This is a genomic window from Thalassovita aquimarina, assembly GCF_018219815.1.
GTDB classification, from domain to species: Bacteria; Pseudomonadota; Alphaproteobacteria; order Rhodobacterales; family Rhodobacteraceae; genus Thalassobius; species Thalassobius aquimarinus.
In genome coordinates this window covers 60786-85654 of record NZ_JADMKU010000016.1, presented here as the reverse complement: position 1 = coordinate 85654, position 24869 = coordinate 60786, and the positions used below count along the sequence as shown (strand labels likewise).

24 protein-coding genes and 1 riboswitch are annotated in these 24869 nt (G+C 62.8%); of the genes, 5 read left to right on the top strand and 19 right to left on the bottom strand.

Annotated features, from left to right (window positions below):
- Positions 1 to 38: 38 nt before the first annotated feature.
- The 6 genes from IT775_RS16030 to IT775_RS16005 form a co-directional block, all read right to left on the bottom strand.
- Positions 39 to 683: a phosphoribosylanthranilate isomerase gene (locus IT775_RS16030; protein WP_212702235.1), complete on the bottom strand. Its 645-nt coding sequence runs from the start codon at positions 681 to 683 to the stop codon at positions 39 to 41.
- A gap of 7 nt (positions 684 to 690) precedes the next feature.
- Positions 691 to 1047, bottom strand: a complete 357-nt coding sequence (locus tag IT775_RS16025) for a lipopolysaccharide assembly protein LapA domain-containing protein (protein WP_212702234.1) — start codon at positions 1045 to 1047, stop codon at positions 691 to 693.
- A 7-nt stretch (positions 1048 to 1054) separates the two neighbouring features.
- Positions 1055 to 1336, bottom strand: coding sequence for an integration host factor subunit beta (ihfB, locus tag IT775_RS16020; RefSeq protein WP_212702233.1), 282 nt, complete (start codon positions 1334 to 1336; stop codon positions 1055 to 1057).
- 364 nt (positions 1337 to 1700) lie between these two features.
- Positions 1701 to 3380: a 30S ribosomal protein S1 gene (gene rpsA / locus IT775_RS16015; protein ID WP_212702232.1), complete on the bottom strand. Its 1680-nt coding sequence runs from the start codon at positions 3378 to 3380 to the stop codon at positions 1701 to 1703.
- Positions 3381 to 3684: 304 nt separating this feature from the next.
- Complete coding sequence (locus IT775_RS16010) at positions 3685 to 4686, bottom strand: aldo/keto reductase (RefSeq protein WP_212702231.1); 1002 nt, start codon at positions 4684 to 4686, stop codon at positions 3685 to 3687.
- 114 nt (positions 4687 to 4800) lie between these two features.
- On the bottom strand, positions 4801 to 5430 hold the full coding sequence (locus IT775_RS16005; RefSeq protein WP_212702230.1) for an NAD(P)H-dependent oxidoreductase: 630 nt from the start codon (positions 5428 to 5430) through the stop codon (positions 4801 to 4803).
- A 97-nt stretch (positions 5431 to 5527) separates the two neighbouring features.
- On the opposite strand from IT775_RS16005, the gene IT775_RS16000 reads away from it, so the two are divergent.
- Positions 5528 to 5926: a winged helix-turn-helix transcriptional regulator gene (locus IT775_RS16000; protein ID WP_212702229.1), complete on the top strand. Its 399-nt coding sequence runs from the start codon at positions 5528 to 5530 to the stop codon at positions 5924 to 5926.
- Here IT775_RS16000 and cmk read toward each other — a convergent pair.
- The 5 genes from cmk to trmB all read right to left on the bottom strand — a co-directional run bounded on the left by cmk (position 5923) and on the right by trmB (position 9215).
- Positions 5923 to 6537, bottom strand: a complete 615-nt coding sequence (gene cmk / locus IT775_RS15995) for a (d)CMP kinase (protein ID WP_212702228.1) — start codon at positions 6535 to 6537, stop codon at positions 5923 to 5925. The two genes, IT775_RS16000 and cmk, sit on opposite strands and share 4 nt — an antisense overlap.
- A complete protein-coding gene (locus tag IT775_RS15990) occupies positions 6537 to 6932 on the bottom strand; it encodes a GFA family protein (RefSeq protein WP_212702227.1) in 396 nt (131 codons plus the stop codon). The genes cmk and IT775_RS15990 overlap by 1 nt, the downstream gene beginning before the upstream one ends.
- Positions 6929 to 7054 carry a hypothetical protein gene (locus tag IT775_RS21485; RefSeq protein WP_281414368.1) on the bottom strand — a complete coding sequence of 42 codons (126 nt, stop codon included), beginning with the start codon at positions 7052 to 7054 and terminating at the stop codon, positions 6929 to 6931. The genes IT775_RS15990 and IT775_RS21485 overlap by 4 nt, the downstream gene beginning before the upstream one ends.
- The gene (gene aroA, locus IT775_RS15985) at positions 7051 to 8403 is read right to left on the bottom strand and encodes a 3-phosphoshikimate 1-carboxyvinyltransferase (protein WP_212702226.1); all 1353 of its coding nucleotides are present in this window, start codon (positions 8401 to 8403) and stop codon (positions 7051 to 7053) included. Before aroA ends, IT775_RS21485 begins: the two co-directional genes overlap by 4 nt.
- A gap of 98 nt (positions 8404 to 8501) precedes the next feature.
- Complete coding sequence (trmB, locus tag IT775_RS15980) at positions 8502 to 9215, bottom strand: tRNA (guanosine(46)-N7)-methyltransferase TrmB (protein WP_212702225.1); 714 nt, start codon at positions 9213 to 9215, stop codon at positions 8502 to 8504.
- Between the two features lie 224 nt (positions 9216 to 9439).
- On the opposite strand from trmB, the gene IT775_RS15975 reads away from it, so the two are divergent.
- Positions 9440 to 9865 carry a DoxX family protein gene (locus IT775_RS15975; RefSeq protein WP_212702224.1) on the top strand — a complete coding sequence of 142 codons (426 nt, stop codon included), beginning with the start codon at positions 9440 to 9442 and terminating at the stop codon, positions 9863 to 9865.
- Between the two features lie 103 nt (positions 9866 to 9968).
- On the opposite strand, the gene metK is transcribed toward IT775_RS15975, so the two are convergent.
- The 8 genes from metK to miaB form a co-directional block, all read right to left on the bottom strand.
- Complete coding sequence (metK, locus tag IT775_RS15970) at positions 9969 to 11150, bottom strand: methionine adenosyltransferase (protein ID WP_212702223.1); 1182 nt, start codon at positions 11148 to 11150, stop codon at positions 9969 to 9971.
- 6 nt (positions 11151 to 11156) lie between these two features.
- A riboswitch (SAM-SAH riboswitch) is annotated at positions 11157 to 11206 on the bottom strand.
- Between the two features lie 32 nt (positions 11207 to 11238).
- On the bottom strand, positions 11239 to 12699 hold the full coding sequence (lnt, locus tag IT775_RS15965; protein ID WP_212702255.1) for an apolipoprotein N-acyltransferase: 1461 nt from the start codon (positions 12697 to 12699) through the stop codon (positions 11239 to 11241).
- 84 nt (positions 12700 to 12783) lie between these two features.
- Positions 12784 to 13674 (bottom strand): hemolysin family protein, encoded by an 891-nt coding sequence (locus IT775_RS15960; protein WP_212702222.1) that lies wholly within the window; start codon positions 13672 to 13674, stop codon positions 12784 to 12786.
- Positions 13675 to 13709: 35 nt separating this feature from the next.
- On the bottom strand, positions 13710 to 14228 hold the full coding sequence (gene ybeY, locus IT775_RS15955; RefSeq protein WP_212702221.1) for an rRNA maturation RNase YbeY: 519 nt from the start codon (positions 14226 to 14228) through the stop codon (positions 13710 to 13712).
- A 68-nt stretch (positions 14229 to 14296) separates the two neighbouring features.
- The gene (locus IT775_RS15950) at positions 14297 to 15307 is read right to left on the bottom strand and encodes a PhoH family protein (RefSeq protein ID WP_212702220.1); all 1011 of its coding nucleotides are present in this window, start codon (positions 15305 to 15307) and stop codon (positions 14297 to 14299) included.
- A gap of 147 nt (positions 15308 to 15454) precedes the next feature.
- The gene (locus IT775_RS15945; protein ID WP_212702219.1) at positions 15455 to 15769 is read right to left on the bottom strand and encodes a hypothetical protein; all 315 of its coding nucleotides are present in this window, start codon (positions 15767 to 15769) and stop codon (positions 15455 to 15457) included.
- Positions 15770 to 15790: 21 nt separating this feature from the next.
- Positions 15791 to 16309, bottom strand: a complete 519-nt coding sequence (locus IT775_RS15940) for an OmpA family protein (RefSeq protein WP_246525650.1) — start codon at positions 16307 to 16309, stop codon at positions 15791 to 15793.
- 313 nt (positions 16310 to 16622) lie between these two features.
- The gene (miaB, locus tag IT775_RS15935) at positions 16623 to 17951 is read right to left on the bottom strand and encodes a tRNA (N6-isopentenyl adenosine(37)-C2)-methylthiotransferase MiaB (RefSeq protein ID WP_212702217.1); all 1329 of its coding nucleotides are present in this window, start codon (positions 17949 to 17951) and stop codon (positions 16623 to 16625) included.
- Between the two features lie 124 nt (positions 17952 to 18075).
- Here miaB and IT775_RS15930 point away from each other — a divergent pair, with 124 nt between their 5' ends.
- From IT775_RS15930 to IT775_RS21480, 3 genes are all read left to right on the top strand, one after another.
- The gene (locus IT775_RS15930) at positions 18076 to 18945 is read left to right on the top strand and encodes a hypothetical protein (RefSeq protein ID WP_212702216.1); all 870 of its coding nucleotides are present in this window, start codon (positions 18076 to 18078) and stop codon (positions 18943 to 18945) included.
- Between the two features lie 164 nt (positions 18946 to 19109).
- Positions 19110 to 19673: an OmpA family protein gene (locus IT775_RS15925; RefSeq protein WP_212702215.1), complete on the top strand. Its 564-nt coding sequence runs from the start codon at positions 19110 to 19112 to the stop codon at positions 19671 to 19673.
- Positions 19674 to 20201: 528 nt separating this feature from the next.
- Positions 20202 to 24839: a M10 family metallopeptidase C-terminal domain-containing protein gene (locus tag IT775_RS21480; RefSeq protein WP_212702214.1), complete on the top strand. Its 4638-nt coding sequence runs from the start codon at positions 20202 to 20204 to the stop codon at positions 24837 to 24839.
- The last annotated feature ends 30 nt before the right edge of the window (positions 24840 to 24869 follow it).

Below are 24869 nucleotides of genomic sequence, written 5' to 3'. Positions count from 1 at the left end.
CTGGCAAATCTCGGTTAATTACGGATTAAACCAGGCCCTCAGGCCAGTGCCGCCTTGATAAACGCTTCGACCAGCTCCGGATCCTTCACCCCCGGCGCGCTTTCCACGCCCGATGACACGTCGACCTGCCGCGCGCCGGTCAGGTTGATCGCCCGGCCCACGTTTTCCGGCGTCAATCCACCGGCCAGCATCCACGGGCAGGGCCAGTATTTGCGCACCACCAGTTCCCAGTCGAACGGCAAGCCACGCCCGCCGGGCAACTCCGCCCCTTTCGGCGCCTTGGCATCGATCAGCAACTGGTCGGCGATCCCGGCGTAGAGATCGATCGCGGCGACGTCGTCGCGCGTCGCGATCCCCACCGCCTTCATCACCGGCAGACCGTAACGCGCCTTGATCTCGGCCACCCGCTCGGGGCTTTCGGATCCATGCAGCTGCCACATGTCGATGGCGACCTTGTCATTGATCGCATCGAGCTGCGCGTCGTCGGCATTCACCACCAGCGCCACCTTGGCCAGCCCCACCGGTGCCGCCCAGGCCAGTTCGCGCGCCTCATCGAGACCGAGATTGCGCGGCGACTTGGGAAAGAACACGAAGCCGACATAGGCCGCCCCGGCGCGCGCGGCGAGTTCGACATGCGCGGGGTCTTTCAGCCCGCAGATCTTAACTTTCACATCGGATGGCATCGGAAACTCAGGACGCCTCGTCCAGCAGGGCGAGCACTTCATCCTTCTGCTCGGCGGTGTCGGCGCGGCGCTTTTCGCGCTTCAGCTGGCGTTCCAGGTCGTGCACCTCGCGCGCTTTGCGGCTGGCCTCGGCGCGGTGTTTGTATTCGCGCATCCATTCCCAGAAAAACCCGATCAGCAGGCCGGCGACGATACCGCCGAAGATCACCACGAAAAGCGGCAGTTCGACGGTATAGGACAGCCCGGTCAGTTCGGCCAATGCCTCGGGCAGCAGCGACAGGCTGACCATGCCGCGATTGGCCAAGGCCACGGACACCAGAACTGCCCCCAGAGAGGCAAGAAAAGCATAACGAATATAGCGCATGAGCGATTTACTTTCCGTTCAGTCGGTCGCGCAGCAGCTTGCCGGTCTTGAAGAAAGGCACATGCTTTTCCTCGACCTGGACCGCTTCGCCGGTACGCGGGTTCCGACCAACCCTAGCATCCCGTTGCTTGACTGAAAACGCGCCGAAACCACGCAGTTCGACCCGGTCGCCGCGCGCCATTGCGCCGGTGATCTCGTCGAATATTGTGTTCACGATCTTTTCGACATCGCGCTGGAAGAGATGCGGATTTTCATCAGCGATTTTCTGGATCAGTTCCGAACGGATCATCGATTATCTCTCCCCAGTCAAATGCATTGGCTATCGATAGCGCGTTTCCGATGACTATAGGAAGAAAGATCTGGTTGGGAAACAAGCCGCTGGCCTGAAAACCCCCATTCGGGGCTATTTTCGCCCCCTTTGGCGCCAGTTTCCGCCGATCAGAGCGCCTGCCGGCCCTTCATCTCCCGGCATAAGGCCGCCTCGCCCTCCTGCCGCAGCGCAGAGAAGCCCTTGATTCGCATATGATTTCGTTCGCGCATTCGGCGCGGTCCGGGATCATGTTCGTCCCCCGCCGGGCGGCCACCGGCGCCCCACGAAAAAGCCCCGCAACCGTGCGGCTGCGGGGCTCGTTGTTTGCGGTCGGGAACGACGATTACTCGTCGTCGCCCTTCAGGGCTGCGCCCAGGATATCGCCCAGCGATGCGCCCGAGTCCGACGAACCGTACTGTTCCACGGCCTCTTTCTCTTCGGCGATCTCGCGAGCCTTGATCGACAGGCCCAGACGGCGCGACTTCATGTCGACATTGGTGACGCGAACGTCGACCTTGTCGCCGACCGAGAAACGCTCGGGGCGCTGTTCGGCACGATCACGCGACAGGTCCGAACGGCGGATGAAGGACTTCATGCCTTCGTATTCCACCTCGATGCCGCCGTCTTCGATCGCGGTCACTTCGACGGTGATGATCGAGCCGCGCTTCACGCCGCCAGCCGCTTCGGCGAACTTGTCGCCGCCCAGGGCTTTGATCGACAGCGAAATACGCTCTTTTTCCACGTCAACTTCCGAAACGACGGCCTTGACGACATCGCCCTTGCGGTAGTTCTGGATCGCGTCTTCGCCACGTTCGTCCCAGGACAGGTCGGACAGGTGAACCATGCCGTCGATTTCGCCCGGCAGGCCGATGAACAGACCGAATTCGGTGATGTTCTTGACTTCGCCTTCGACCTCGGTGCCCTCGGGATGGGTTTCTGCGAACACTTCCCACGGGTTGCGCATGGTCTGCTTGAGACCCAGCGAAACGCGGCGCTTGGCCTGGTCGATTTCCAGAACCATGACGTCGACTTCCTGGCTGGTCGAAACGATCTTGCCGGGGTGGACGTTCTTCTTGGTCCAGGACATTTCCGACACGTGGACCAGGCCTTCGACACCGGGTTCCAGCTCAACAAACGCACCGTAATCGGTGATGTTGGTGACGCGGCCCTTGTGCACCGAGTTCAGCGGGTACTTGGCAGCGACCAGATCCCACGGATCTTCCTGCAGCTGCTTCATGCCCAGGCTGATGCGGTGGGTGTCTTTGTTGATCTTGATGACCTGAACATTGACGGTTTCGCCGATCGACAGGATCTCGGAGGGGTGGTTCACACGGCGCCATGCCATGTCGGTGACGTGCAGCAGGCCGTCAACGCCGCCCAGGTCAACGAACGCACCGTATTCGGTGATGTTCTTGACCACACCTTCGACGGTGTCGCCTTCGGAGAGCTTGCCGATGACCTCGGCGCGCTGCTCGGCGCGGCTTTCTTCCAGGATGGCGCGGCGCGACACGACGATGTTGCCACGGCGACGGTCCATTTTCAGGATCTGGAACGGCTGCTTCAGACCCATCAGCGGGCCGGCGTCACGCACCGGGCGGACGTCAACCTGCGAACCGGGCAGGAAGGCCACGGCGCCGCCGAGGTCGACGGTGAAGCCACCCTTGACGCGGCCGAAGATCGCGCCTTCGACGCGCAGTTCGTCGGCATAAGCCTTTTCCAGACGATCCCAGGCTTCTTCGCGGCGGGCCATTTCGCGGCTGATGACCGCTTCGCCACGCGCGTTTTCTGCAGAGCGCAGGTAAACCTCGACCTCGTCGCCAACGGCGATTTCGGGGGCTTCACCGGGATTTGCGAATTCTTTGAGATCGACGCGGCCTTCCATCTTGTAGCCTACGTCGATGATGGCTTGGCCCGCTTCGATCGCGATGACCTTACCTTTGACAACCGAACCCTCTTGGGGGGTGTCCATTTCGAAGCTTTCGTTAAGGAGGGCTTCGAATTCCTCCATCGATGTATTCGCCATGTAGCGTTTCTATCCTTCTAAGTATCGATGTTACTGGCCATGCGGTTGTCTCCGCCGGTCTTGGGGTTAATCGTTGGTCCTCGGGCCATCCACAAAACAAAGAGGGCCGGTGATCCCGACCCTGCTCGATCTCTTTATTTTATGGCTCCACGCCTTATCGACAATGGGCTCTATAAATCCTGTCAGGCCAAGTTGCAAGCCTGAACCTTCTTTCGGACAGGCGGCATGGTGCCGGAACTCCGGCCCCACACCCGGCCCGTCAAGAACGTGCGGGCCGGGGTTTGTCCGGCCCCGCCTTCCCGGCTCAGCTAAAGCGTTCCGGCCCGACCCATTGGCCCGCCGAATAGCGGTCGCCATGGGCCCAGCCCACCGGCAGCACCTGTTCGATCCGCGCCACGTCGTCCGCGGTCAGCGTCGCGTTCGTCCCCTTGACCAGCTCGGCGAAATGCGAGGTCGACCTCGTGCCGGGGATCGGCAGAACGTGATCGCCCTTGTGCAGGGTCCAGGCAATCGCCAGCGATGCCGCCGGCATGCCCATTTCCGCCGCCAGAGCGCGGAACCTGTCGGTCGCGGCGATGTTGTAATCGTAATTCGGTTGCTGGAACCGCGGGTTCACCTTCAGGAAACCCAGTTCGGGCACCCGCGAGGCCGGGATCGGATCGTCGGTCAGGAACGACCGGCCCACCGGCGAAAACGCGACGAAGGCGGTGCCCAGTTCTTCGCAGGCCTGCAGCAGGCCCAGTTCCGGTGCCCGCGTGGCCAGCGAATATTCCGACTGCACCGCGGCGATGGGATGCACGGCGACGGCGCGGCGCAGGGTGCTCGGCGCGATTTCAGACAGGCCGATGGACTTGGTCTTGCCCTTCTTGACCAGCGCCGCCAGCGCCTCAGTCACCTCCTCGATCGGGCGCTCGGCCTGATAGCGGTGCATATAGAACAGATCGACACACTCGACGCCCAACCGTTCAAGGCTCTTGTCCAGTTCGGCCTCGAAATGTTCGGGCGAATTGTCGAAGCAGCGGTTGCCGTCGGCATCCTTGGAAATCCCCGCCTTGGTGGCGATGACGAAATGATCGCGCGCCGCGGTCCCGCGGGATTTGAGGAACGCCCCGATGGCGTTTTCGGACCGGCCCATGCCATAGACGTTGGACGTGTCGACATGGGTGACCCCGGCCTCCACCGCCGCATCCATGATGGCATATGAATTTTCGTCCGTCGTCGGCCCGTAGAATTCGGCGAAACTCATCGCGCCGATCCCAAGCGCGGAAACTTCAGGGCCCTGTGCTCCAAGTCGTCTCGATTGCATATCCTGTCCTTTTCGGAAAACGCAGCTGTTTGGCGCGCACAAAACAGACTTCGGTTCAGGGTTGCAAGGGTTCAGGGCCGGAAGGCAGGGACCAACAGGCCCCTGCCCGCGGGATCAGGCCACTTCGGTCACGAAACGGGCACGCGGGCGGCGCACCTTCTTGAGATTGACCAGCCAGTCGCCGTCTTCCTGACGATAGCCAAGCGGCACCACCAGAACCGAACGCAATCCGCGCGCCCGCAGGCCGAGGATTTCGTCGACCGCTTCGGGATCGAATCCTTCCATCGGCGTTGCGTCCACTTCCTCGAACGCGGCCGCGGTCAGGGCGATGCCAAGCGCGATGTAGGCCTGGCGGACGGCATGTTCGAAATTCGCCCGTTCCTCACGCGGCAGGTACAGCGCCTTGAGCCTGGAATAATAGTCGTCCAGCATCTCGCTCGCACCGCGTTCCTCGGCCATCTGGGCAACCACGGAGTCGATTCGCTCCTCGCTGTAGTTATCCCATGCGGCGAAGACCAGAACGTGAGAACCCTCGACCAGCTGCTGCTGCCCCATCGCCGCCGCGCTCAGCTTGGCGCGGGTGTCGGGATCTTTCACCACGATCACCTCGAAGGGCTGCAACCCGCTGGAGGTCGGCGCCAGGCTGATCGCCTCCAGGATCGCATCGACTTTTTCATCCGGAACGGTTTTCGACGGATCCATTTTCTTGGTCGCGTAGCGCCAGTTCAGCTTCTCTTTCAACATGACATCGGTCCTTCGTTTGCTCTTGACCGCATAGGGCGGTATAAAATCGGAACCGGATACATAATCCATACCAAAGGCACCGCAAGAGGGCACATGCATGACCCCTGGTTACACGGAAGGAACCACCGCGCATTCAGAACGGGACGCGGCCCAGTGCCAGTGCATCAAGGACGTGCTGTCGCGCGTCGGCGACCGCTGGAGCGTCATGATCGTCATCGCCCTTGATGACGGAACCATGCGTTTCAATGAACTCAAGCGCTATCTCGGCATCACCCAAAGGATGCTCAGCCTGACCCTGAAGGAACTCGAACGCGATGGGCTGATCAGCCGGACCTATCACCCGACGATCCCGCCCAAGGTGGAATACGCGCTGACGCCGCTGGGAAAATCCTTCAGTGAACCGGTGCGCGTGCTTGGCCGCTGGGCAATCGACAACCTGGCCAATATCGACGCGGCGCGCCAGCGCTACGACGCCGCGGCCGAAGAAACCGCCTAACCTGCCGCGCGCTTGGCGTCGACGGCGTGGATCGCCGCGGCCACCGCGTCCTCGATCGACAGCTCCGACGTGTCGATCAGCACCGCGTCAGCTGCCGGTTTCATCGGTGCGCTAGCACGTTCGCTGTCGCGCGCGTCGCGTTCCTTCACCTCGGCCAGCACCGCGTCGAAGCTCAGCTCCGATCCCTTGCCCTGCAATTCCTTGTAGCGCCGTCCGGCGCGCACCTCTGCGCTCGCGGTGACGTAGAGCTTGGCCTCGGCCTCGGGGCAGATCACCGTGCCGATATCGCGCCCGTCCAGCACCGCGCCGCCCTGCCGTTGCGCGAAGGCGCGCTGGAAATCGACCAGCGCCTCGCGCACTTCGGGGATCGCCGCGACCTTGCTGGCAGCCTGCGCTACCTCGTGGCTGCGCAGGTCCGGCGCCTCCAAATCCTTCGACGTCAGGGTCTGCGCCGCCTCGATCGGCTCCACCCCGTCCAGCATCCGCGCGCCCACCGCGCGATAGAGCAACCCGGTATCGAGATGGGCGAAGCCGTAATGTGCCGCCACTGCCTTGGAAATGGTGCCCTTGCCCGCCGCCGCCGGGCCGTCGATCGCAATTGTGAACGGCATCACTCTATCTCCTCGCTGGACCAGCCTTCGCGGTAGTGCGGCACCGCGTCGATCAGGTTTTCGTAATCGCCTTTGTAGGCGCAGAAGATATGGTTTTCCACCCGCGTTCCCGTCGCCCCGTCCACCGTGCCCAGGCTGACCCAGATCAGCCCGTCGCCTTCGTCCCAGAACAGGTAGGACCCGCAATCGGGGCAAAACCCGCGCCTTGTCCCGGGCGAAGATTCGAACCAGCGCGGATCGCCCTCGATGCTCAGGCTGCCCACCGGCACCGGGGCGGCGATGGAATAGCTGCCGGACGCCTTGCGGCACTGGTAGCAATGGCAGGCGGTCGCAGGGCCGAATTCGCCCGAAACCGCGTACTGGATACGCCCGCATAGGCAACTGCCCCGCCTCATAACCTTCCCCAACGGCGTAGCCCGACATGGCCAAGCGCGATCAGTGCCAGCGCCAGCAGGGCGGCAAAAAGCGCCGCGACCAGCAGCGTCAGCCCCCACCACGCCAGCCGGAACGGGGTCATTGGGAACCGCGTTCGATCCGTGCGCCCAACGCCCCCATCAAGCCTTCGAAAATCGGGAAGGAGGTGGCGATCGGACTGCCGTCATCGACGCTGACCGGCGCCTCTGTCGCCATGCCCAGCACCATGAAGCTCATCGCGATCCGGTGATCCAGGTGGCTGACACAGGTGGCCCCGCCTGGCACGTTGCCATGACCCCGCCCCTTTACGATCCACCAATCCGGGCCGTCCTCGACCTCGACCCCGTTGGCGCGCAGGCCCGCCGCCATCGCCTCGATCCGGTCGGATTCCTTGACCCGCAATTCCTTGACCCCGCGCATCACCGTGTCGCCGGTCGCGAAAGCCGCGACCACCGACAGCACGGGGTATTCGTCGATCATGCTGGCGGCGCGTTCGGGCGGCACCTCGATACCTTTCAGGTCGGGCGAAAACTTCGCCCGCAGGTCAGCCACCGGTTCGCCGCCCTCTTCGCGCATGTTCTCGAAGGTCAGGTCGGCGCCCATGTCCTGCAGCGTATAGAACAACCCGGCCCGGGTCGGGTTCAGCCCGATATTGGGCACCAGCACGTCCGATCCCGGTACGATCAGCGCGGCACAGACCGGAAAGGCCGCCGAGGAGGGATCGCGCGGCACCACGATGGTCTGCGGTTTCAGCTCGGGCCGCCCGGTCAGGGTGATGACCCGGCCTTCATCGGTCACTTCCGTCGTGATCGCGGCGCCGAAGCCCCCCAGCATCCGCTCGGTGTGATCGCGGGTCGCTTCCTTCTCGATCACCACCGTCTGCCCGGGCGCGTTCAGCCCCGCCAGCAAGACGGCTGATTTCACCTGCGCCGACGGCACCGGGACTTCGTAACGCACCGGTACCGGATCAGCGGCGCCCACGATGGTCATCGGCAGACGTCCGCCGGCGCGGCCCACCGCCTGCGTCCCGAACAGCGCCAAGGGATCGGTCACCCGCGCCATCGGCCGCTTGTTCAGGCTGGCGTCGCCGGTAAACGTCGCGGTAATGGGCGATGTCGCCATCGCCCCCATGATCAACCGCACGCCGGTGCCCGAATTGCCGCAATCGATGACGTTCCCGGGTTCGGCAAAGCCGCCGACGCCGACACCATGTACATGCCAGGTGCCGTCTTCGTCGCGCGCCACCTCGGCCCCGAAGGCGCGCATCGCCTTGGCGGTGTCCAGCACGTCTTCGCCTTCCAGCAACCCGGTGATCACGGTTTCGCCCACGGCCATCGCGCCAAGGATCAGCGACCGATGGCTGATCGACTTGTCGCCCGGCACATGCGCCTCGCCTGTCAGGGGGCCGCATTTGCGCGATGTCATCGGGATCGGGGTGCCGTGTCCGGACATGGGTGCTCTCCTCACTACCTGACGGTGTGATAGCGTAATCCCAAAGGGGCGTCCATGTGCCCTTTCATCGTTCCCCGGACACTCGGAACGGAGCGGCCTCAGCGCTTGCGGAACGTCAGGTAATGCGGCACCCGCCCCTCGCGCAGCGCCTTCTGTTCGTAGCGCGTGGAAATCCAGTCATCCCACGGCTCGCGCCAATCGTCAGGCCGTTCGGCCAGCCAGTCGAACCCGGCCTTGGGCACCTCTTCCAGCGTCTGGCGCACGTAATCGGGAATGTCCGTCGCGACCCGGAAAATCGCCCCCGGCTTCAGCACCCGGTTCAGCGGCCCGAGGTATTCCGGCGTCACGAAGCGGCGGCGGTGATGGCGCTTCTTCGGCCAGGGATCGGGATAAAGCAGGAAGGCCTTGTCGATCGAGGCATCGGGCAGCACGTCAAACAGGTCGCGCACGTCGCCCGGATGCACCGACACGTTCTGCGTGCCCAGCCGCCGGATCTTGCCCAAGAGCATCGCGACGCCGTTGATGAAGGGTTCGCAACCGATGATTTCGACCTGCGGATAGGTCTCGGCCATGTGCACCAGATGTTCGCCACCGCCAAACCCGATTTCCAGCCAGACCGGTTTACCGTGGAACCGCGCGGCCATGTCGATCGGGGTGCGGTCGGGGTTTTCCTCCCAACCCACCGCGCCGGGCGACAATGCTTCAAGGTCCTCGTCCAGATAATCCTTCTGCGCCTGATTCATCGTCTTGCCATGAATCCGGCCATAGAAATTGCGCCACGGCGCCTTGGGGTGCTTGTTCGAAGAGGTCATGGCGCGCCCTTTAGCCCGGATGCGCGCGATTCACAATTGCCTGCTTGCACCGGATGGCAAAGCACGCGCCGGACGCGCGCATAAACCGCCCCGCCACTGCGCAACTGTGCGCACGCGAACAATCATTGTCAAAATTGTCCGAATTTTCTGCGCGAGGGCATAAAGGCATGCTGGCCATGACGCCCGGCATGGGCGGACCAAAGATCTTGAAAGGACCTTTTCCGATGACCCAATACCAAACCTATGCCGCGCCGCTGGGCCGTTTTTTCCTGGCGCTGATCTTCATCATCGCGGGGGTACAGAAAATCACCGGCTATGCCGGCACGCAGGGCTACATGGAAATGATGGGCGTGCCCGGCTCGCTGTTGCCGCTGGTCATCCTGACCGAACTGGGCGGCGGCATCGCGCTGCTGCTGGGCTGGCAAACCCGTATCGTGGCCTTCCTGCTGGCGGGCTTCACCCTGCTGTCGGGCATCCTGTTCCACTACCTGCCGTCACTCGGGATGGAAGGGATGGAAGCGCAGGCCCAGAGCATCAGCTTCATGAAGAATATCAGCATCGCCGGCGGCATGTTGATGATCGTGGCGCTTGGCGCGGGCCGTTACGCGCTGGACAATCGCGGCACCGCAGCCAAAGTGCCGGCGGAATAATCCCCACTAAGGCCCTGCCCTGCGCAGGGTCTGGAGTTCATAAAAAAACGGGGCGGAAAATGTACCATTTTCCGCCCCGTTTTCTATTCTCGAAAACGCCCGATCAGAGCGCCGCTTTCAACGCCTCGACCAGGTCTGTCTTTTCCCAGCTGAAACCGCCATCCGCCTCCGGTTCGCGGCCGAAATGGCCGTAGGCGGCGGTACGCGAATAGATAGGACGGTTCAGCGACAGGTGGGTACGGATGCCGCGCGGGGTCAGGTCCATCACCTGCGGGATCGCCAGTTCGATCGCCGCCGCCTCGATATCACCGGTGCCGTGCAGGTCGGCATAGATCGACAGCGGATGCGACACGCCAATGGCATAGCTCAGCTGGATCGTGCAGCGCTCCGCCAGCCCCGCCGCGACCACGTTCTTGGCCAGGTAGCGCGCGGCATAGGCCGCCGAACGGTCCACCTTGGTCGGGTCCTTGCCGGAAAACGCCCCGCCGCCATGCGGCGCGGCGCCGCCATAGGTGTCGACGATGATTTTGCGGCCCGTGAGGCCCGCATCGCCATCGGGGCCGCCGATGACGAATTTCCCGGTCGGGTTCACCCACCATTGGGTTTCCCGGGTGATCCAGCCCTCGGGCAGAACTTCGCGGATATAAGGCTCGACGATGTCGCGGATATGATCGCTGGTCTGATCCTCCTCGGCGTGCTGCGTCGACAGCACGATCGAGGACACGCCAACCGGCTTGCCGTTTTCATAGCGCACCGAAATCTGCGATTTCGCATCCGGGCGCAGGGTCGGTTCGGCCCCGGATTTGCGCGCCTCGGTCAGTCGGCGCAGGATGGCGTGGGAAAACTGGATCGGCGCCGGCATCAGCGCGTCGGTTTCGTTGGTGGCGTAGCCGAACATGATCCCTTGGTCGCCGGCGCCTTCATCCTTGTTGTCGGCGGCATCGACACCCTGGGCGATATGGGCCGACTGTTCGTGCAGCAGGTTGGTGATCTCCACCGTTTTCCAGTGGAACTTGTCCTGTTCGTAGCCGATATCCTTGATGCAGTCGCGGGCGATGCCGTCGATCCTGCCCATGTATTCGGTCAGCTTGGATTGATCCGACAGACCTACCTCGCCGCCGATGACGACCCGGTTGGTGGTCGCGAAGGTTTCACAGGCAACGCGGGCTTCTGGTTCCTCGGCCAGAAACGCGTCCAGCACCGCGTCGGAAATCCGGTCGCAGACCTTGTCCGGGTGTCCTTCCGAAACGGATTCGGAAGTAAAAATGTAGTTCTGTCGTGTCATGAAAGGTGCTCCATTGGTGTACTGCCCGCCACGCCAGGTAGCCGTTGTGACGGGGATAGCTATTGGTTACGCGCGCCAATGCCTCTGGTCAATTGGCTTTTCGGGTCCTGACACCCGCCTTAGCTGCAATAACGGCAAGAAAAAGCAGCAGAATAGCGACGGCGGCAAATAAATCGCCGATACGCGCATAGATCGTGGGTGCTGCCGGGGCGGGCAGCGGCAGGTCGATCCACCCCGCCTGCCCCAAAGGCAGGCTGCCGGTGACCCTGCCACGCGCATCGATCACCGCCGACACGCCGGTATTGGCGACCCGCACCATCGGCAGCCCCTGCTCGATCGCCCTGAGCTGCGCCTGCGCCAGGTGCTGGTAGGGGCCGGAAAAGCGCCCGAACCACGCGTCATTGGTGATCTGCAGCAGGAAGCCGGGCCGTTCCGGCGCGCCCGCCACGTCCTGCGGGAACACCGCTTCGTAGCAGATCAGCGGCAAGGCCGTGCCAAGCGCGCCCAGATCGAACAGCCGCGGACCGGGACCGGCGGAAAATCCCGCGCCTTCATTCGCCGCCAGCCCGTGAATACCGAACCCTGCCAGCAGATCGCCGAAGGGCATGTATTCACCGAAGGGCACGAGATGGTGCTTGTCATAGACCTGGGTGACCGCGCCGGACGCGTCCAGCACCGCGGCGGCATTGTAGATCCGCTGCCCCTCAGCGCGCTGCGCCCCGAGGATCACCGGCACGCCCTTGGCAGCCCCCGCGATCACAGCCAGCGTTTCGTCGGCGTATTCAAGATAGACCGGGACCGAAGTTTCCGGCCACACGATCAGGTCGGGGCGCGGGGCGGCCGCGGTGGCCTCGACCGTGCGGCGGAAGAAGGTGGGGATGAATTCCGGGTCCCATTTCTGATGCTGCGGCGCGTTGGGCTGGACCAGCCGAACCACCGGCGCCGCGCGCGGCGCCGGACCGGTGGTCGCCAGCCAAGATCCCCCCGCGAACAACCCGGCAAGCAACAGCACCGGAACGGCCGCCTTCAGCGGATGGGCGGTGAACAGCTGGCGCAGCGCGACGGCGGCGGCCAGCGCGATCAGGCTCAGACCGTGCGGCCCGACGACCGCCGCCCATTGCGCCATCGCGGTCGGAATCCAAAGATGCCCGATCAGCGCCCAGGGAAAACCGGTCAGCAGGTAGGACCGCGCAAGTTCGGCCAGCGCCAGCGCCGCGATCCACGCCGCAACGCCCTTGCCCAGCCGATGCGCCAGCATCAGCGACGCGCCCCAAAAGATCGCCAGACCGGCGGCAATGAAAACCAACGCGAAAGGCGCCATCCAGCCATGCCGGGCGATATCGACAAGGAATGGTTCGACGATCCAGGACAGCGCCAGCGCGAAATAGCCCGTCCCGCCGGCCCAGCCGATCCAGCCCGCCCGCCGCGATGTTTCCGCCGTCAGGAAAACCGAATAAAGCCCGGCAAAGCCGACCAGCACCAGTTGCCACAGGTCGAACGGCGCCTGCCCGGTGGCTGCCAGCGCCCCGAAAACCGCCGCGACCGCCATGCGGCGACGCGGGCCGAGCCCGGCGAGCCAGCGTTCGAAATGCGGGGCCAGCGCCCAAAGCGGGGAAACCGGACGCGGCACCGGTCAGGACGCGCCGCTTTTCAGCCGCAACCTCAGCCGCTTGATGCGGCGCGGATCGGCATCGACGACTTCGAATTCCAATCCCGATGGATGCTGCACCACCTCGCCGCGCACCGGCACCCGGCCCGCCAGCATGAAGACCAGACCGCCCAGGGTGTCGATCTCTTCCTCGTCGACCTCTTCGGCCTCGGTCAGCCTGAGACCGGTTTCGGCCTCGAATTCATCCAGCGGCGTTTTCGCCAGCGCCAGGTACTGGCCGGGCTTTTCGGCCACCCACAGGCGGTCCTCGTCGGTGTCGTGTTCGTCCTCGATCTCGCCGACGACCTCCTCGATCAGGTCCTCGATCGTGACCAGCCCGTCGACGCCGCCGTATTCGTCGATCACCAGCGCCATGTGGCGGCGTTCGCTCTGCATTTTCTGCAGCAGCACGCCGATCGACATCGAAGGCGGCACGAAGAGAAGCGGCCGCAGCAGCCCGCGCAGATCGACCGCCTTGTCCGATCCGCCGTTGAAGCCGTAGCTGAGCGCGAAATCCTTCAGGTGCACCATGCCAAGCGGCGTATCGAGCGTGCCGTCATAGACCGGCAACCGCGAAAAACCGGTTTCGCGGAACGCCTCGACCAGTTCCGATTTGGTGGCGTCGACGGAAACGGCGACGATATCGGCCTTAGGAATGGCCACGTCGTTGACCCGCACCCGGCCCAGCGATTGCAGGTCCGGCGTGCGGCTTTCGAGTGACGTGACATGTTGATCCCCGACCGGGGAAGTGCGTTCGCCGGGGGCCTCGGGGCCAAGCGCCGCAAGGATACGCCGGAAGAAACCGGGGGTTTTCAAATTGTCCGATGACTGCGCGCTTCGCGCTGCCATAGAAGAGCCGTCGGTACTGTCGCCCATCTTACCTTTCCAACCTGGACGGGTGCATCACCCGCCTATTTTTCCATATATGGGTCAGGCAGCCCCATTTTGCCAAGTATTTCGGTCTCCAACCCTTCCATCAACGTGGCATCCTTGTCACGGATGTGGTCGTAGCCCAGCAGGTGCAGCGTGGCATGGACGATCAGGTGGGTGACGTGATCGGCCAGCGGCTTGTCCGCGTCCTTCGCCTCGCGCGCGCAGGTTTCAAAGGCGATCGCGATATCGCCAAGCTCTTCCGGCGGCCCCTCTCGGGCCCCAGCTGGTGCGGTTTCGGGCAGGTTGGGCGTATCGCCGTCAGCTTCGGCACCGCGTTCTTCCGATGGCCAGCTCAGCACGTTGGTGGCCGTGGTTTTTTCGCGAAAATCGGCGTTGAGTTCGGCAATCCGGGCATCATCGCAGCCCAGCACGGCAATCTCGAACCGATCCGGGTCGAGGCCGAGATGGGTGAGCGCGGCGCGCGCGGCCGCCTCTGCCAGCGGTTCGAGTTCCGCCTTGTCCCAGCGGTCGTCCTCAAGGATCGTATCGGTTAGCATCTGTTCTCACCCGTGCCGGTGGGGGCCAGCCCCCACACCCCCGGGGTATTTTCCCCAAGAAAAAGGGATCAGGCTTCTTCCGCCTCATAGGCTTCGATGATCGCGGCGACAAGGGGGTGGCGGACCACGTCCTTGGCGGTGAAATAGTTGAAGCTGATCTTGGGGATGTGTTTCAGCAGCCGTTCCGCATCGTGCAACCCCGAGGACACGCCGCGCGGCAGGTCGACCTGGCTGCGGTCGCCGGTGATTACCATGCGCGATCCTTCGCCCAGGCGGGTCAGGAACATCTTCATCTGCATCGAGGTGGCGTTCTGCGCCTCGTCCAGCACCACGAAGGCATTCGACAGGGTGCGGCCGCGCATGAAGGCCAAGGGTGCTATTTCGATGCGCTTTTCCTCGATCAGCTTGGCGGTCTGCTTGCCCGGCAGGAAATCGTTCAGCGCGTCGTAGAGCGGCTGCATGTAGGGGTCGACCTTTTCCTTCATGTCGCCGGGCAGGTAGCCCAGTTTCTCGCCCGCTTCCACCGCCGGACGCGCGAGGATGATCCGGTCGACCGCGCCGTCGATGAACATCGACACGCCCACGGCGACGGCAAGATAGGTCTTGCCGGTGCCGGCCGGGCCGATGCCGAAGGCCATTTCATTAGCGAACAGGTTCTGCACATAGGCTTTCTGCGCCTCGGTGCGCGGTTCCACCAGTTTCTTGCGGGTCTTGATTTCCACCTTGCCGCCGCGAAACATCTCCAGCTGGTCGCCGTCGCGGATATCGGTTTCGGTCTCCGCCCCGCCCATGCGAATTTCGCGGTCGATATCGCCGCTTTCGACGTCGCGCCCGGCTTCAAGCCGTTCATACAGCCCCCGCAAAACGGTTTCGCATTCCGCCACCGCGCCGGTTTCGCCGTGAATCGACAACTGGTTGCCGCGCCGCAGGATATGCACCCCGAGCTTCTGTTCGATCGCCGCCAGGTTGCGATCATATTCACCGCAAAGGTCTATGAGCAAACGGTTATCGGGAAATTCCAGAACCGCTTCGCTGAGGCTTTCGGGATCGGTGGGCGGGATCAACACGCTGTCGGACAAGCACGACTCCTTGCATCTGGCTGTATCTTAATGGTGCCAACTTCGGCCGCCACACGCAAGATATAGCGTTCGTTTGTCACCAAACCTGCACAAAAAAAGCCGCCGGCGATGAAACCGGCGGCTTTGAAATCTCTTCCGCCCGCGACGTCAGAGCGGGTCGGCGATCGGCGACCCCTGCTTGAACGGTCCGGTGGCCACGCCCGGAGGCGCCGCGCCGGAACAGACTGGCTTGCCGTACTTGTCGAGCCGCTGCGACAGGTAACCCTCGACGCCGTCGTCGATGATCCAGTGATCGCAGCCGTTCGGATCGACCCAGATCCCCGCCTTCAGCTGGCTGAGATGCTTCGCGTCGGTGCCGCGGTCGCGGCTCTTGTCCGGACCGACACTGCCGTGGCCGCCATATTCGCAGCCAGCCAGCGCGCCGATCAATGCGAGAGCTGTAATGGCTTTCCCAAAAGTCATGTTCGTTTCTCCCTCGCCCGATCAGCGGATACAGATGATTTCGACGCGGCGGTTCTGCTGCATGCCCGCAGCGGTCGCGTTCGACGCTTTCGGCATCCGTTCGCCATAGCCGCGCACATCGACGACCTTGGCGCCGACCCCGTTCGCGATGCTGGCAACCGCGTTGGCGCGGTTGTAGCTGAGCCGCATGTTGTAGGCATCCGAAGCCCGGCTGTCGGTATGGCCGGCGATGACATAAGCCCGCGCCTGCGCCTGGCGGAAGAAATCCTCCAGCCGCTTGCGGCCGCGCGCATCGACGCGGTAGCTGTCGGTGGCGAACAGCTGATCGCTGTTCATCACGCCGCAGACGTCGCCACGGCGGCACACCGGGATCCCCTGGCGATTGACATGCGGGCTCATGTAGCCCTCGGCACCGTCATCCATCACCCAGTGTTCGCAGCCATCCGGATCGATCCAGATGGTCGGAAGATATTTTTCGCCCGTGATCGTCTGGCCGGTATCCTGCGCAGCGGCGTATTGCACCGTCCCCGTGAACCCCATGACCGAAACGACGGCGCAAGCGAAAGCAGAACGAAATGCTTTTGAAATCATTTTCGCCACAGCCCCTGTCCCTCGTGTTGTTACCCCCCGGGCCCGCCGATTTTGGCAGCTAATTATGCGGGTCCCGACGCAAATGAATGGCCGGAGTGTAGCACCTTTGTGATGTAAGTGAAGATTTATTAACTACATATTGGGGCGAATCTGGAAACAATACCGCCATATGGTCGGCATCCATTCCAATTCAGCCCCATTCCAATTCAGCCATGGCGACCGCCCCCGGTTCGCGGCGGAACCGATCGCAGCCGGGTCGCGGTCAGACCAGCGTGCCGGCCAGCGAATTCGCCCCGCTTTCGACGATCCGCACACGGGCGATATCGCCCACCTTCACCCCGGCCTCGGCGGCGCCGGCGACATGGACCGCGTGCAGGTAATCGGACTTGCCGACCATCTGACCCGGCAGCCTGCCCGGTTTCTCGAACAGCACCGACACCTCGCGCCCGACCATGCTGTCCTGCACGGCGCGCTGTTGTTCGGTGATCAGCGCCTGCAGCCGCTGCAGCCGGTCGCTGGCCTCGGCGTCGTCGACCTGGGCGCGTTCTGCCGCCGGGGTGCCGGGGCGGGTGGAATATTTGAAGCTGAAGGCCTGACCGTATTCGACCGCCCGGATCAGGTCCATCGTGGCCTGGAAATCTTCCTCGGTCTCTTCCGGGAAGCCGACGATGAAATCGCCCGAAATCAGGATGTCGGGCCGCGCCGCGCGAATGCGTTCGATCAGCTTCAGGTAGCTTTCGGCGGTGTGGCTGCGGTTCATCCGCTTCAGGATCCTGTCGCTGCCCGACTGCACCGGCAGGTGCAGGTAAGGCATCAGTTTCTTGCATTCGCCATGCGCCGCGATCAGGTCGTCATCCATGTCGTTGGGATGCGAGGTGGTGAAGCGGATGCGCTCCAGCCCGTCGATATCGTTCAGCGCCCAGATCAATCTTGCCAGCGACCAGGCCCCGTCGGGGCCGTGCCCGTGATAGGCGTTGACGTTCTGGCCCAGCAGGGTGATTTCGCGCACGCCACGTTCGACCAGGTCGCGCGCCTCGCCCAAAACCCGTTCCACCGGCCGGCTGACCTCGGCGCCGCGCGTATAGGGCACCACGCAGAAGGCGCAGAACTTGTCGCAGCCTTCCTGCACCGTCAGGAACGCCGCCGGGGCGCGCCGCGCCTTGGGGCGGTTCTTCAGCTTCTCGAACTTGTCTTCCTCGGGGAAATCGATATCCAGCGCCTTTTCCCCCTGCCGCGCCTTTGCCTCCATCTCGGGCAGCCGGTGATAGGACTGCGGCCCCACGACCAGGTCGACCAGCGGCTGGCGGCGCATGATTTCCTCGCCCTCGGCCTGCGCGACGCAGCCCGCCACGCCGATCTTCAGGTCGGGCTTTTCGTCCTTCAACGCGCGGAACCGGCCCAGTTCGGAATAGACCTTCTCGGCCGCCTTTTCACGGATATGACAGGTGTTGAGCAGGATCATGTCGGCATCGTCGGCACTGTCGGTTTCGACATAGCCCGACCCGCCCATCGCCTCGGCCATGCGTTCGCTGTCATAGACGTTCATCTGGCAGCCATAGGTCTTGATAAAGAGTTTCTTGGGCTCGCTCATCGGGCTGATCCTGTCCGCGGTTTCAAGGCGCCGTCCTATACCAGAACGGGGGCGACTTGCAATGCAGGGCGATTTGGCCGAATTTGACCCCGAAACAGGCAAATGTTCGAGGTAAGGTTAAGGCATGCGGTATCACAGCCTGTCGGATTTTCTGTCCCGTGGCCGCGACGCGCTGCGCGAAGGCCCGCTGGCGATGACCTTCGCCGAGGACGAGACCGAGATCGACACAACCATCCGCCACCAGCTCAACAGCGGCTTCCGCACCGCTCTGGCCTTGATGCCCGACGACTTCGATCTGGCCCCGGACCTGAGCGACACAGTGCACCGGATCGATTATGACCCGCTGGCCGAAAACGCGGTGCAAACAGCGGTCAACACGATGATCGACGCGGCGCCGGGGCTGTGGATGTTTTACTGCTTCAACGCCGAATACCTGTTCTACCCGTTTTGCGAAACTCGAACCGTGGGCGAAATGCTGGCTTTTCATTCCGAGGAACGGCGGGACGCGATGCTGACCTATGTCATCGACCTCTATGCCGCCGATCTGGACCAGAACCCGAACGCGGTATCTCTGGACAGCGCACATCTGGACAAGTCCGGGTATTACGCGCTGGCCCGAAACGATCCGGACAATCACAACCACCCGAAGGAACGGCAGCTGGATTTCTTCGGCGGACTGCGCTGGCGGTTCGAGGAACACGTCCCCCCCAAGCGCCGCAAGATTGACCGGATCGCGCTGTTCAAATCGAAACCGGGGCTGAAGCTGCGCGACGATCACACCTTCAACGACGAGGAATACAACACCTATTCCTGTCCCTGGCACCACAACCTGACCGCCGCGATCTGTTCCTTCCGTACCGCCAAGGCGCTGAAACGCAATCCCGGATCGCGGTTCGACATCCAGAATTTTCGCTGGCACAACTCAACCCCGTTCGAATGGCATTCGCGGCAGTTGCTGGATCTGGGGTTGATGGAACCCGGCCAATGGTTCTGACACGAGCCGCCGATGTCTTGACGCAACCCGGAGGAAACATGCCGATCCCGGCCGGCTCCGGGCAAGGGGCTGGAGCAAACCGGCGCCATCGCTTATCCTGAACGCGATGGAATCCCCATTTCGGGATTTGCCCCGTAGTGCGATCGTTGCAGAGGGCGGATATCATGATTGCGGCAAAGATCCTTCTCAGCCTCGGAACAGTCCTCGCGACGACCCAGACTGGCTGTTCGCTTCCCGAAACCCGGCACCCGGCCAGTTCACTGCCCGAGGACCGAACCCAGCTCCCGCCGCGCCCGACCGGCAACCTGAACGATCTGGAAACCGAACTGCGCCGAAAACTCGCGGCGAACGGCGTTGAGATCAGCAGAAAAAATGGAAGGCTGACGATCACCATGCCCGCCGACATCCTTTTCACCAGCGGCCAGGCCGTTCTCGACACCGGACGGCAGCAACAGCTTGACCTGCTGGCGCAGGAATTGCTGCGCGGCCCGTTCGCCACGATCCAGATCACCGGCCACACCGATGACAGTGGTACGGCCGAGGCCAACCAGGCGCTGTCGCAGCACCGCGCCGAAGCCGTCGCGGAGGCATTCCTGGCCCAGGGCTGGCAACGCGGCCTGCTGCATGTCATGGGACGCGGCGCCAGCGAACCAGTCGCATCGAACGAAACCGAAGAAGGCCGCAGCCGGAACCGGCGCGTCGAAATCGTGGTCCTGCCGAATTTCTAGCACCCGCCCATCGCGCGTTGGCGCAACGCGGGTGTTTCAAAAAAAATAGAGAAAATCATGCCGCTCCTCACGGTTTTGTGTTAAGAATCGGATGAGTTTGTTAGAATTGATGAGACTGCCACAGCTACACCGTATGGTGCGTTGATTAATTGTTCCGGAAAACCGGGGCCGACAGGTGACGGATCAGGAATTGTTCCGTCTGGCTATTGAATAAAGAGCAGTGCCGCGCCGGACGGCATGCCGTCATTTCGCCTCTGATATCTCTTCGAGTGGAGATGGAGGGCCTGAGAATGACGTGTTTGCAACGCGTTCGGAACGAAGCCGAAGACCCCGCCGGGCTTTTAAGAAACACTTCTTTGGAGTGCCTTGCCGCTTTGCCGAAACCAGCGGCGAAGACGCTTTTTTAACAAGACCAAGCTTGCCAGTGGCCATCCCGGCCAGGGGCGCTTGTAGAACATCCTATTCCGTGAGGGCCATCGGCAGGTGCCGGCTGCGTTCACCAGATTTATCAATCCGACGGAGGTTGTGATGCGCGATTTCGAAAACGATGACTTGAACACACCGATTTTTGACAAGGACAACCTGCATGACCCGGTCGTGGGCGGTGCCGTGGGTCTTTCGAACGACGTGCAATACGAATCGAAGGCGCCGAAGGATCAGGACGATGCCGATACGCCGGAGGACAGCGGTCCCATCACCGAGGGGCTGGATGGCGATCCTCTCGGCGGGGAGCCTCTGAGCAGCGAAGAAACCGAAGAACCTTCTGGCGATGACGGCTCGGCGGGGCTGGACGGTGGCGATTGGGACGATGGGGGAGACACCCTTGGCAGCTATGCCATCACCGAAACGGAACCGGTCGACATTTCGTTCGATTTTCAGCCCGTTCCCGAACCACGCGATGCCATCTACGAACCAGCACCGGACTATGGCCCCACCTCCGTCGGACCAGTCACGCCACAGGCTTATACGACAACTAATTGGGAAGATGGCCGCATCTTCGTAGGCGGCTCCAATGTCAGCGCAGCGCCGGATCAGGAATCGAACGCCGATCCGGATGGCGGCGCGGCGGCGATGCCCGACGATCTGGCGGCCCCGGCACCGCCGACTTCCCTGTTGACCCTGTCCACCTATCTCAACGAGAACAACACTGGCAGCGGTGGCAACGATTTCTGGGATGAATTCTGGAATCCGTACCCTTACACCAATTCGCCCTTCTTCAACCTCACTTCGTCTGGCACCAACGCCAAGAACGGCGTGATCCATTACAATGTGACGAGTTTTCCAGGAGTCGATACGGATGGGACCGGGACGGCGTCGCGGGTGGATTCGATCCGACATGCGCTGAATGTCTACGAAGACATCCTCGGCATCAACTTCGTCGAAACCACTTCGACGGACACCGCGATCGTCGATCTGTTCTTCTATGACAACGTAGCGGGCAAGGCCTTCGCCAATTTCAACCAGTCCGCGGACGGTTCGATCCAGTACGCCTGGGTCAACGTGGCCACCGGCTGGAACGGTGGCTCCGCCGGTAATATCGGCGATTACACGTTCCAGACCTACCTGCACGAAATCGGCCACACGCTGGGCCTTGGTCACCAGGGACTGTATAACGCGGGTTCCGGCAGTCCGACCTACAACGACGCCTACTGGGAAAACGACACCTGGCAGCAGACCATGATGTCCTACTGGTCCCAGGACAACTACAATAGCCAATCCTATGCCCGCCTGATCGGTCCGATGGCGGTGGATTGGATGACGCTCGACCGGATCTACAATCCGATGGGCTACGGGATCGATGACGGGACTACCACCGGCAACACCACCTGGGGCTTCAATTCAACATGGTACGACTGGACCCCGTCGAGCACCGGTCCGCTCTTCGGTTATGCCAACACGGCCTATGCTTCGCTTGACACGCTGCTGGACACCAACGCGACCTGCATCGTCGATGGTGGCGGCATCGACACGCTGGACCTGTCCGGGTTCTCGAACAACACCGTGATCGACGTCCGCACCTTCTCGAGCTCGTCGACCACCGGCACGATCTCCAGCGTGGGCGGCCTGACCGGGAACCTGACCATCGCCTACGGCACGGTGATTGAAAACGTGGTGGGCGGCTCCGGGGCTGAAGTGATCCACGGCAATAATGTCGCCAACTCGATCCGCGGCGGCGGTGGCAACGACACGATCTACGGCTATTCAGGGGCCGACAGCCTGTATGGCGACGACGGCAACGACACCATCTATGCCGGCGGCAACAACGGCGACTATGTCGATGGCGGCGCCGGCAACGACCGGATTTACGGCGGCCTGAACGGTCAGACCCTGCTCGGAGGTTCGGGCAACGACACGATCTACGGCGACGATGCCACCCCGATCTCGGGCGTGGGCGACACGATCGATGGCGGCAGCGGCAACGACTATATCCTGGGTGCCAATGGCAGTGACTTCATCCAGGGCGGCAGCAGCATCGACACGCTGATCGGAAACGACGGCAACGACACGCTTGAGGGCGGCTTCTCCACTGACAGCGTCAATGGCGGGGACGGCGATGACCTGATCCGGGTGCTGAACGGCGAATACTACGATTCCGTCGACGGTGGCGCCGGCAACGATACGCTCGACCATTCGGCAAGCACCTACAGCGGCGACGTGTTTAACTTCAACACAGGGTTGATCACCGGCTCCCATCTGAACTCTCCTTCGGCAACGCTGATCAATATCGAGACTTATCTCGACGGATCGGGTGACAACACGATCCATTCCGACGGGTCGGGCCTGTTCGACGGCAATGACGGCAACGACACCATCTTTGCCGGGCTTGGAACCAACGAGACACTCGATGGCGGTGCCGGAACCGACCTGCTGGACACCACGACATGGAACGGAAACTATACGATCGACCTGGGCACAGGCGTGACCAATTATGTTCCGGAATCCTTCGTCAACTTCGAGAACCTGATCACGGGTTCCGGCGATGATTCCCTGACCGGCAGTTCGGGTAACAACAGCATCGATGGCGGCGCCGGCAACGACGTCATCCTAGGGGCAAGCGGCGTCGACACGCTGATAGGTGGCGACGGGAACGACACGCTGAATGGCGGCCTTTTCGACGACTTCTGCTATGGCGGCGCCGGCAACGACGTTTTCCAGATCACCGGTTCTGACCTCGCCGACAATGTCTATGGCGGTAGCGGCATCGACCTGCTGGACCTGAGCGCCTATGGCAACGTCTCGCTGGGCTTCAATGTCGACCTGGCGGCCCAGACCTATGACTTCATGCCGACCACATTCGGCCCCTATGACGTGCAGGATGTCGAAAACGTCAGCGGTTCGGAACGGGCCGACAACATTCTTGGCGATGGTGTCAACAACCTGCTGTGGGGCAACGGTGGCGACGACACCCTGAACGGCGGCGGCGGCAGCGACATCCTGATCGGCGGCGACGGTGCAGACAGCCTGCTCGGCAGCTTCGGTTACGACACGCTGTATGGCGGCAATCACAACGATACGCTCACGGGACAGGGCGGCAACGACCTGCTCTATGGCGGCCTCGGCAACGATACGCTGTGGGGCGGCAACCACGACGATACGCTTTCGGGCCAGGGCGGCAACGATGCGCTCTATGGCGGCCACGGCAATGACCAGATGGACGGCGGTATCGGAAACGACACCCTGCGCGGCTGGATCGGAAACGACACCCTGACCGGGTCGACGGGCATCGACGTGTTGCTGGGCGAGGATGGCAATGACAGGCTGGATGGCGGTGACGACAACGACATCCTGTACGGCGGCAACGGCGCCGACATCCTGCTTGGCCGCAATGGCGCGGACGTCCTGAACGGCGGCGCTGACAACGACACGCTGCTGGGCGGCAATCACAGCGATACGCTCTCGGGCGATGCCGGCAACGACGCGCTTTATGGCGACCATGGTCACGACCAATTGGACGGCGGTGCCGGTAACGACACCCTGCGCGGCTGGATCGGCGACGACACCCTGATCGGGGCGGCGGGCAATGACTTCCTGTTCGGCGAGGACGGCAATGACAGGCTGAACGGCGGTGACGACGACGACCTGCTCGATGGCGGTGTCGGCGCCGATATCCTGATCGGCGGCAATGGCGAAGACACGCTGAACGGCGGCGCTGACAACGATACGCTGCTGGGTGGCAACCACAATGACACGCTCGCGGGTGACGCCGGTAACGATGCGCTTTATGGCGGCCATGGTCACGACCAGATGGATGGCGGTGTCGGCAACGACACGATGCGGGGCTGGATCGGCGACGACACCCTGACCGGGGCGGCCGGCAATGACTTCCTGTTCGGCGAAGACGGCAATGACAGGCTGAACGGCGGCAGCGACAACGACCTGCTGGATGGCGGTGCCGGCACCGATGTCCTCAGCGGCGGCGACGGTGAAGATACGCTGAACGGCGGTAGCGACAACGATACGCTGTGGGGCGGCAACCACAATGATACGCTCGCGGGTGACGCTGGCAACGATGCGCTCTATGGCGGCCATGGCAACGACCAGATGGATGGCGGTGTCGGCAATGACACGATGCGGGGCTGGATCGGCGACGACACCCTGATCGGGGCGGCCGGCAATGACTTCCTGTTCGGCGAGGATGGCAATGACAGGCTGTATGGCGGCGTCGACAACGACAGGCTGGACGGCAATGTCGGTGCCGATACTTTGGTCGGCGGCGATGGCGAGGATACGCTGAACGGCGGCAATGACGGTGATACGCTGTGGGGGGGCAATCAAAACGATAACCTCTGGGGTCAAAACGGCTTCGATTTCCTGCATGGCGGCAACGGCTACGACTTCATGAATGGCGGGAACGGCAACGACACCCTGAACGGCGGGAACGGCAACGACACCGTGATCGGCGCGGCGGGCAACGACCTGCTGACCGGGAATGCCGGCGCCGACGTGTTCCGCTTCTACCCGGCCAATTGGGATGCCGACACCATCACCGATTTCGAGGTCGTCACCGACCAGATCGAGATCGCCGGCGGTTACGGCACCTCGGATATCAGCTTCACGCAGATCGGCAGCGATGTCCTGATGACCCTGGTCACCGGCGATACCATCCTGTTCCAGAACATGCTGGTAAGCGATCTGAACAGCTTCGGCGACTTCACATTCATCTGAGGTCGTCCCGCCCAACGCCCCATACCCACC

Excerpts from the sequence above, each read along its gene's own strand:
- IT775_RS16030 (WP_212702235.1), bottom strand. The coding sequence starts at position 683 with ATGCCATCCGATGTGAAAGTTAAGATCTGCGGGCTGAAAGACCCCGCG.
- IT775_RS16025 (WP_212702234.1), bottom strand. The coding sequence starts at position 1,047 with ATGCGCTATATTCGTTATGCTTTTCTTGCCTCTCTGGGGGCAGTTCTG.
- ihfB (WP_212702233.1), bottom strand. The coding sequence starts at position 1,336 with ATGATCCGTTCGGAACTGATCCAGAAAATCGCTGATGAAAATCCGCAT.
- rpsA (WP_212702232.1), bottom strand. The coding sequence starts at position 3,380 with ATGGCGAATACATCGATGGAGGAATTCGAAGCCCTCCTTAACGAAAGC.
- IT775_RS16010 (WP_212702231.1), bottom strand. The coding sequence starts at position 4,686 with ATGCAATCGAGACGACTTGGAGCACAGGGCCCTGAAGTTTCCGCGCTT.
- IT775_RS16005 (WP_212702230.1), bottom strand. The coding sequence starts at position 5,430 with ATGTTGAAAGAGAAGCTGAACTGGCGCTACGCGACCAAGAAAATGGAT.
- IT775_RS16000 (WP_212702229.1), top strand. The coding sequence starts at position 5,528 with ATGACCCCTGGTTACACGGAAGGAACCACCGCGCATTCAGAACGGGAC.
- cmk (WP_212702228.1), bottom strand. The coding sequence starts at position 6,537 with ATGCCGTTCACAATTGCGATCGACGGCCCGGCGGCGGCGGGCAAGGGC.
- IT775_RS15990 (WP_212702227.1), bottom strand. The coding sequence starts at position 6,932 with ATGAGGCGGGGCAGTTGCCTATGCGGGCGTATCCAGTACGCGGTTTCG.
- IT775_RS21485 (WP_281414368.1), bottom strand. The coding sequence starts at position 7,054 with ATGACCCCGTTCCGGCTGGCGTGGTGGGGGCTGACGCTGCTGGTCGCG.
- aroA (WP_212702226.1), bottom strand. The coding sequence starts at position 8,403 with ATGTCCGGACACGGCACCCCGATCCCGATGACATCGCGCAAATGCGGC.
- trmB (WP_212702225.1), bottom strand. The coding sequence starts at position 9,215 with ATGACCTCTTCGAACAAGCACCCCAAGGCGCCGTGGCGCAATTTCTAT.
- IT775_RS15975 (WP_212702224.1), top strand. The coding sequence starts at position 9,440 with ATGACCCAATACCAAACCTATGCCGCGCCGCTGGGCCGTTTTTTCCTG.
- metK (WP_212702223.1), bottom strand. The coding sequence starts at position 11,150 with ATGACACGACAGAACTACATTTTTACTTCCGAATCCGTTTCGGAAGGA.
- lnt (WP_212702255.1), bottom strand. The coding sequence starts at position 12,699 with ATGGCGGTCGCGGCGGTTTTCGGGGCGCTGGCAGCCACCGGGCAGGCG.
- IT775_RS15960 (WP_212702222.1), bottom strand. The coding sequence starts at position 13,674 with ATGGGCGACAGTACCGACGGCTCTTCTATGGCAGCGCGAAGCGCGCAG.
- ybeY (WP_212702221.1), bottom strand. The coding sequence starts at position 14,228 with ATGCTAACCGATACGATCCTTGAGGACGACCGCTGGGACAAGGCGGAA.
- IT775_RS15945 (WP_212702219.1), bottom strand. The coding sequence starts at position 15,769 with ATGACTTTTGGGAAAGCCATTACAGCTCTCGCATTGATCGGCGCGCTG.
- IT775_RS15940 (WP_246525650.1), bottom strand. The coding sequence starts at position 16,309 with ATGGGGTTCACGGGGACGGTGCAATACGCCGCTGCGCAGGATACCGGC.
- miaB (WP_212702217.1), bottom strand. The coding sequence starts at position 17,951 with ATGAGCGAGCCCAAGAAACTCTTTATCAAGACCTATGGCTGCCAGATG.
- IT775_RS15930 (WP_212702216.1), top strand. The coding sequence starts at position 18,076 with ATGCGGTATCACAGCCTGTCGGATTTTCTGTCCCGTGGCCGCGACGCG.
- IT775_RS15925 (WP_212702215.1), top strand. The coding sequence starts at position 19,110 with ATGATTGCGGCAAAGATCCTTCTCAGCCTCGGAACAGTCCTCGCGACG.
- IT775_RS21480 (WP_212702214.1), top strand. The coding sequence starts at position 20,202 with ATGCGCGATTTCGAAAACGATGACTTGAACACACCGATTTTTGACAAG.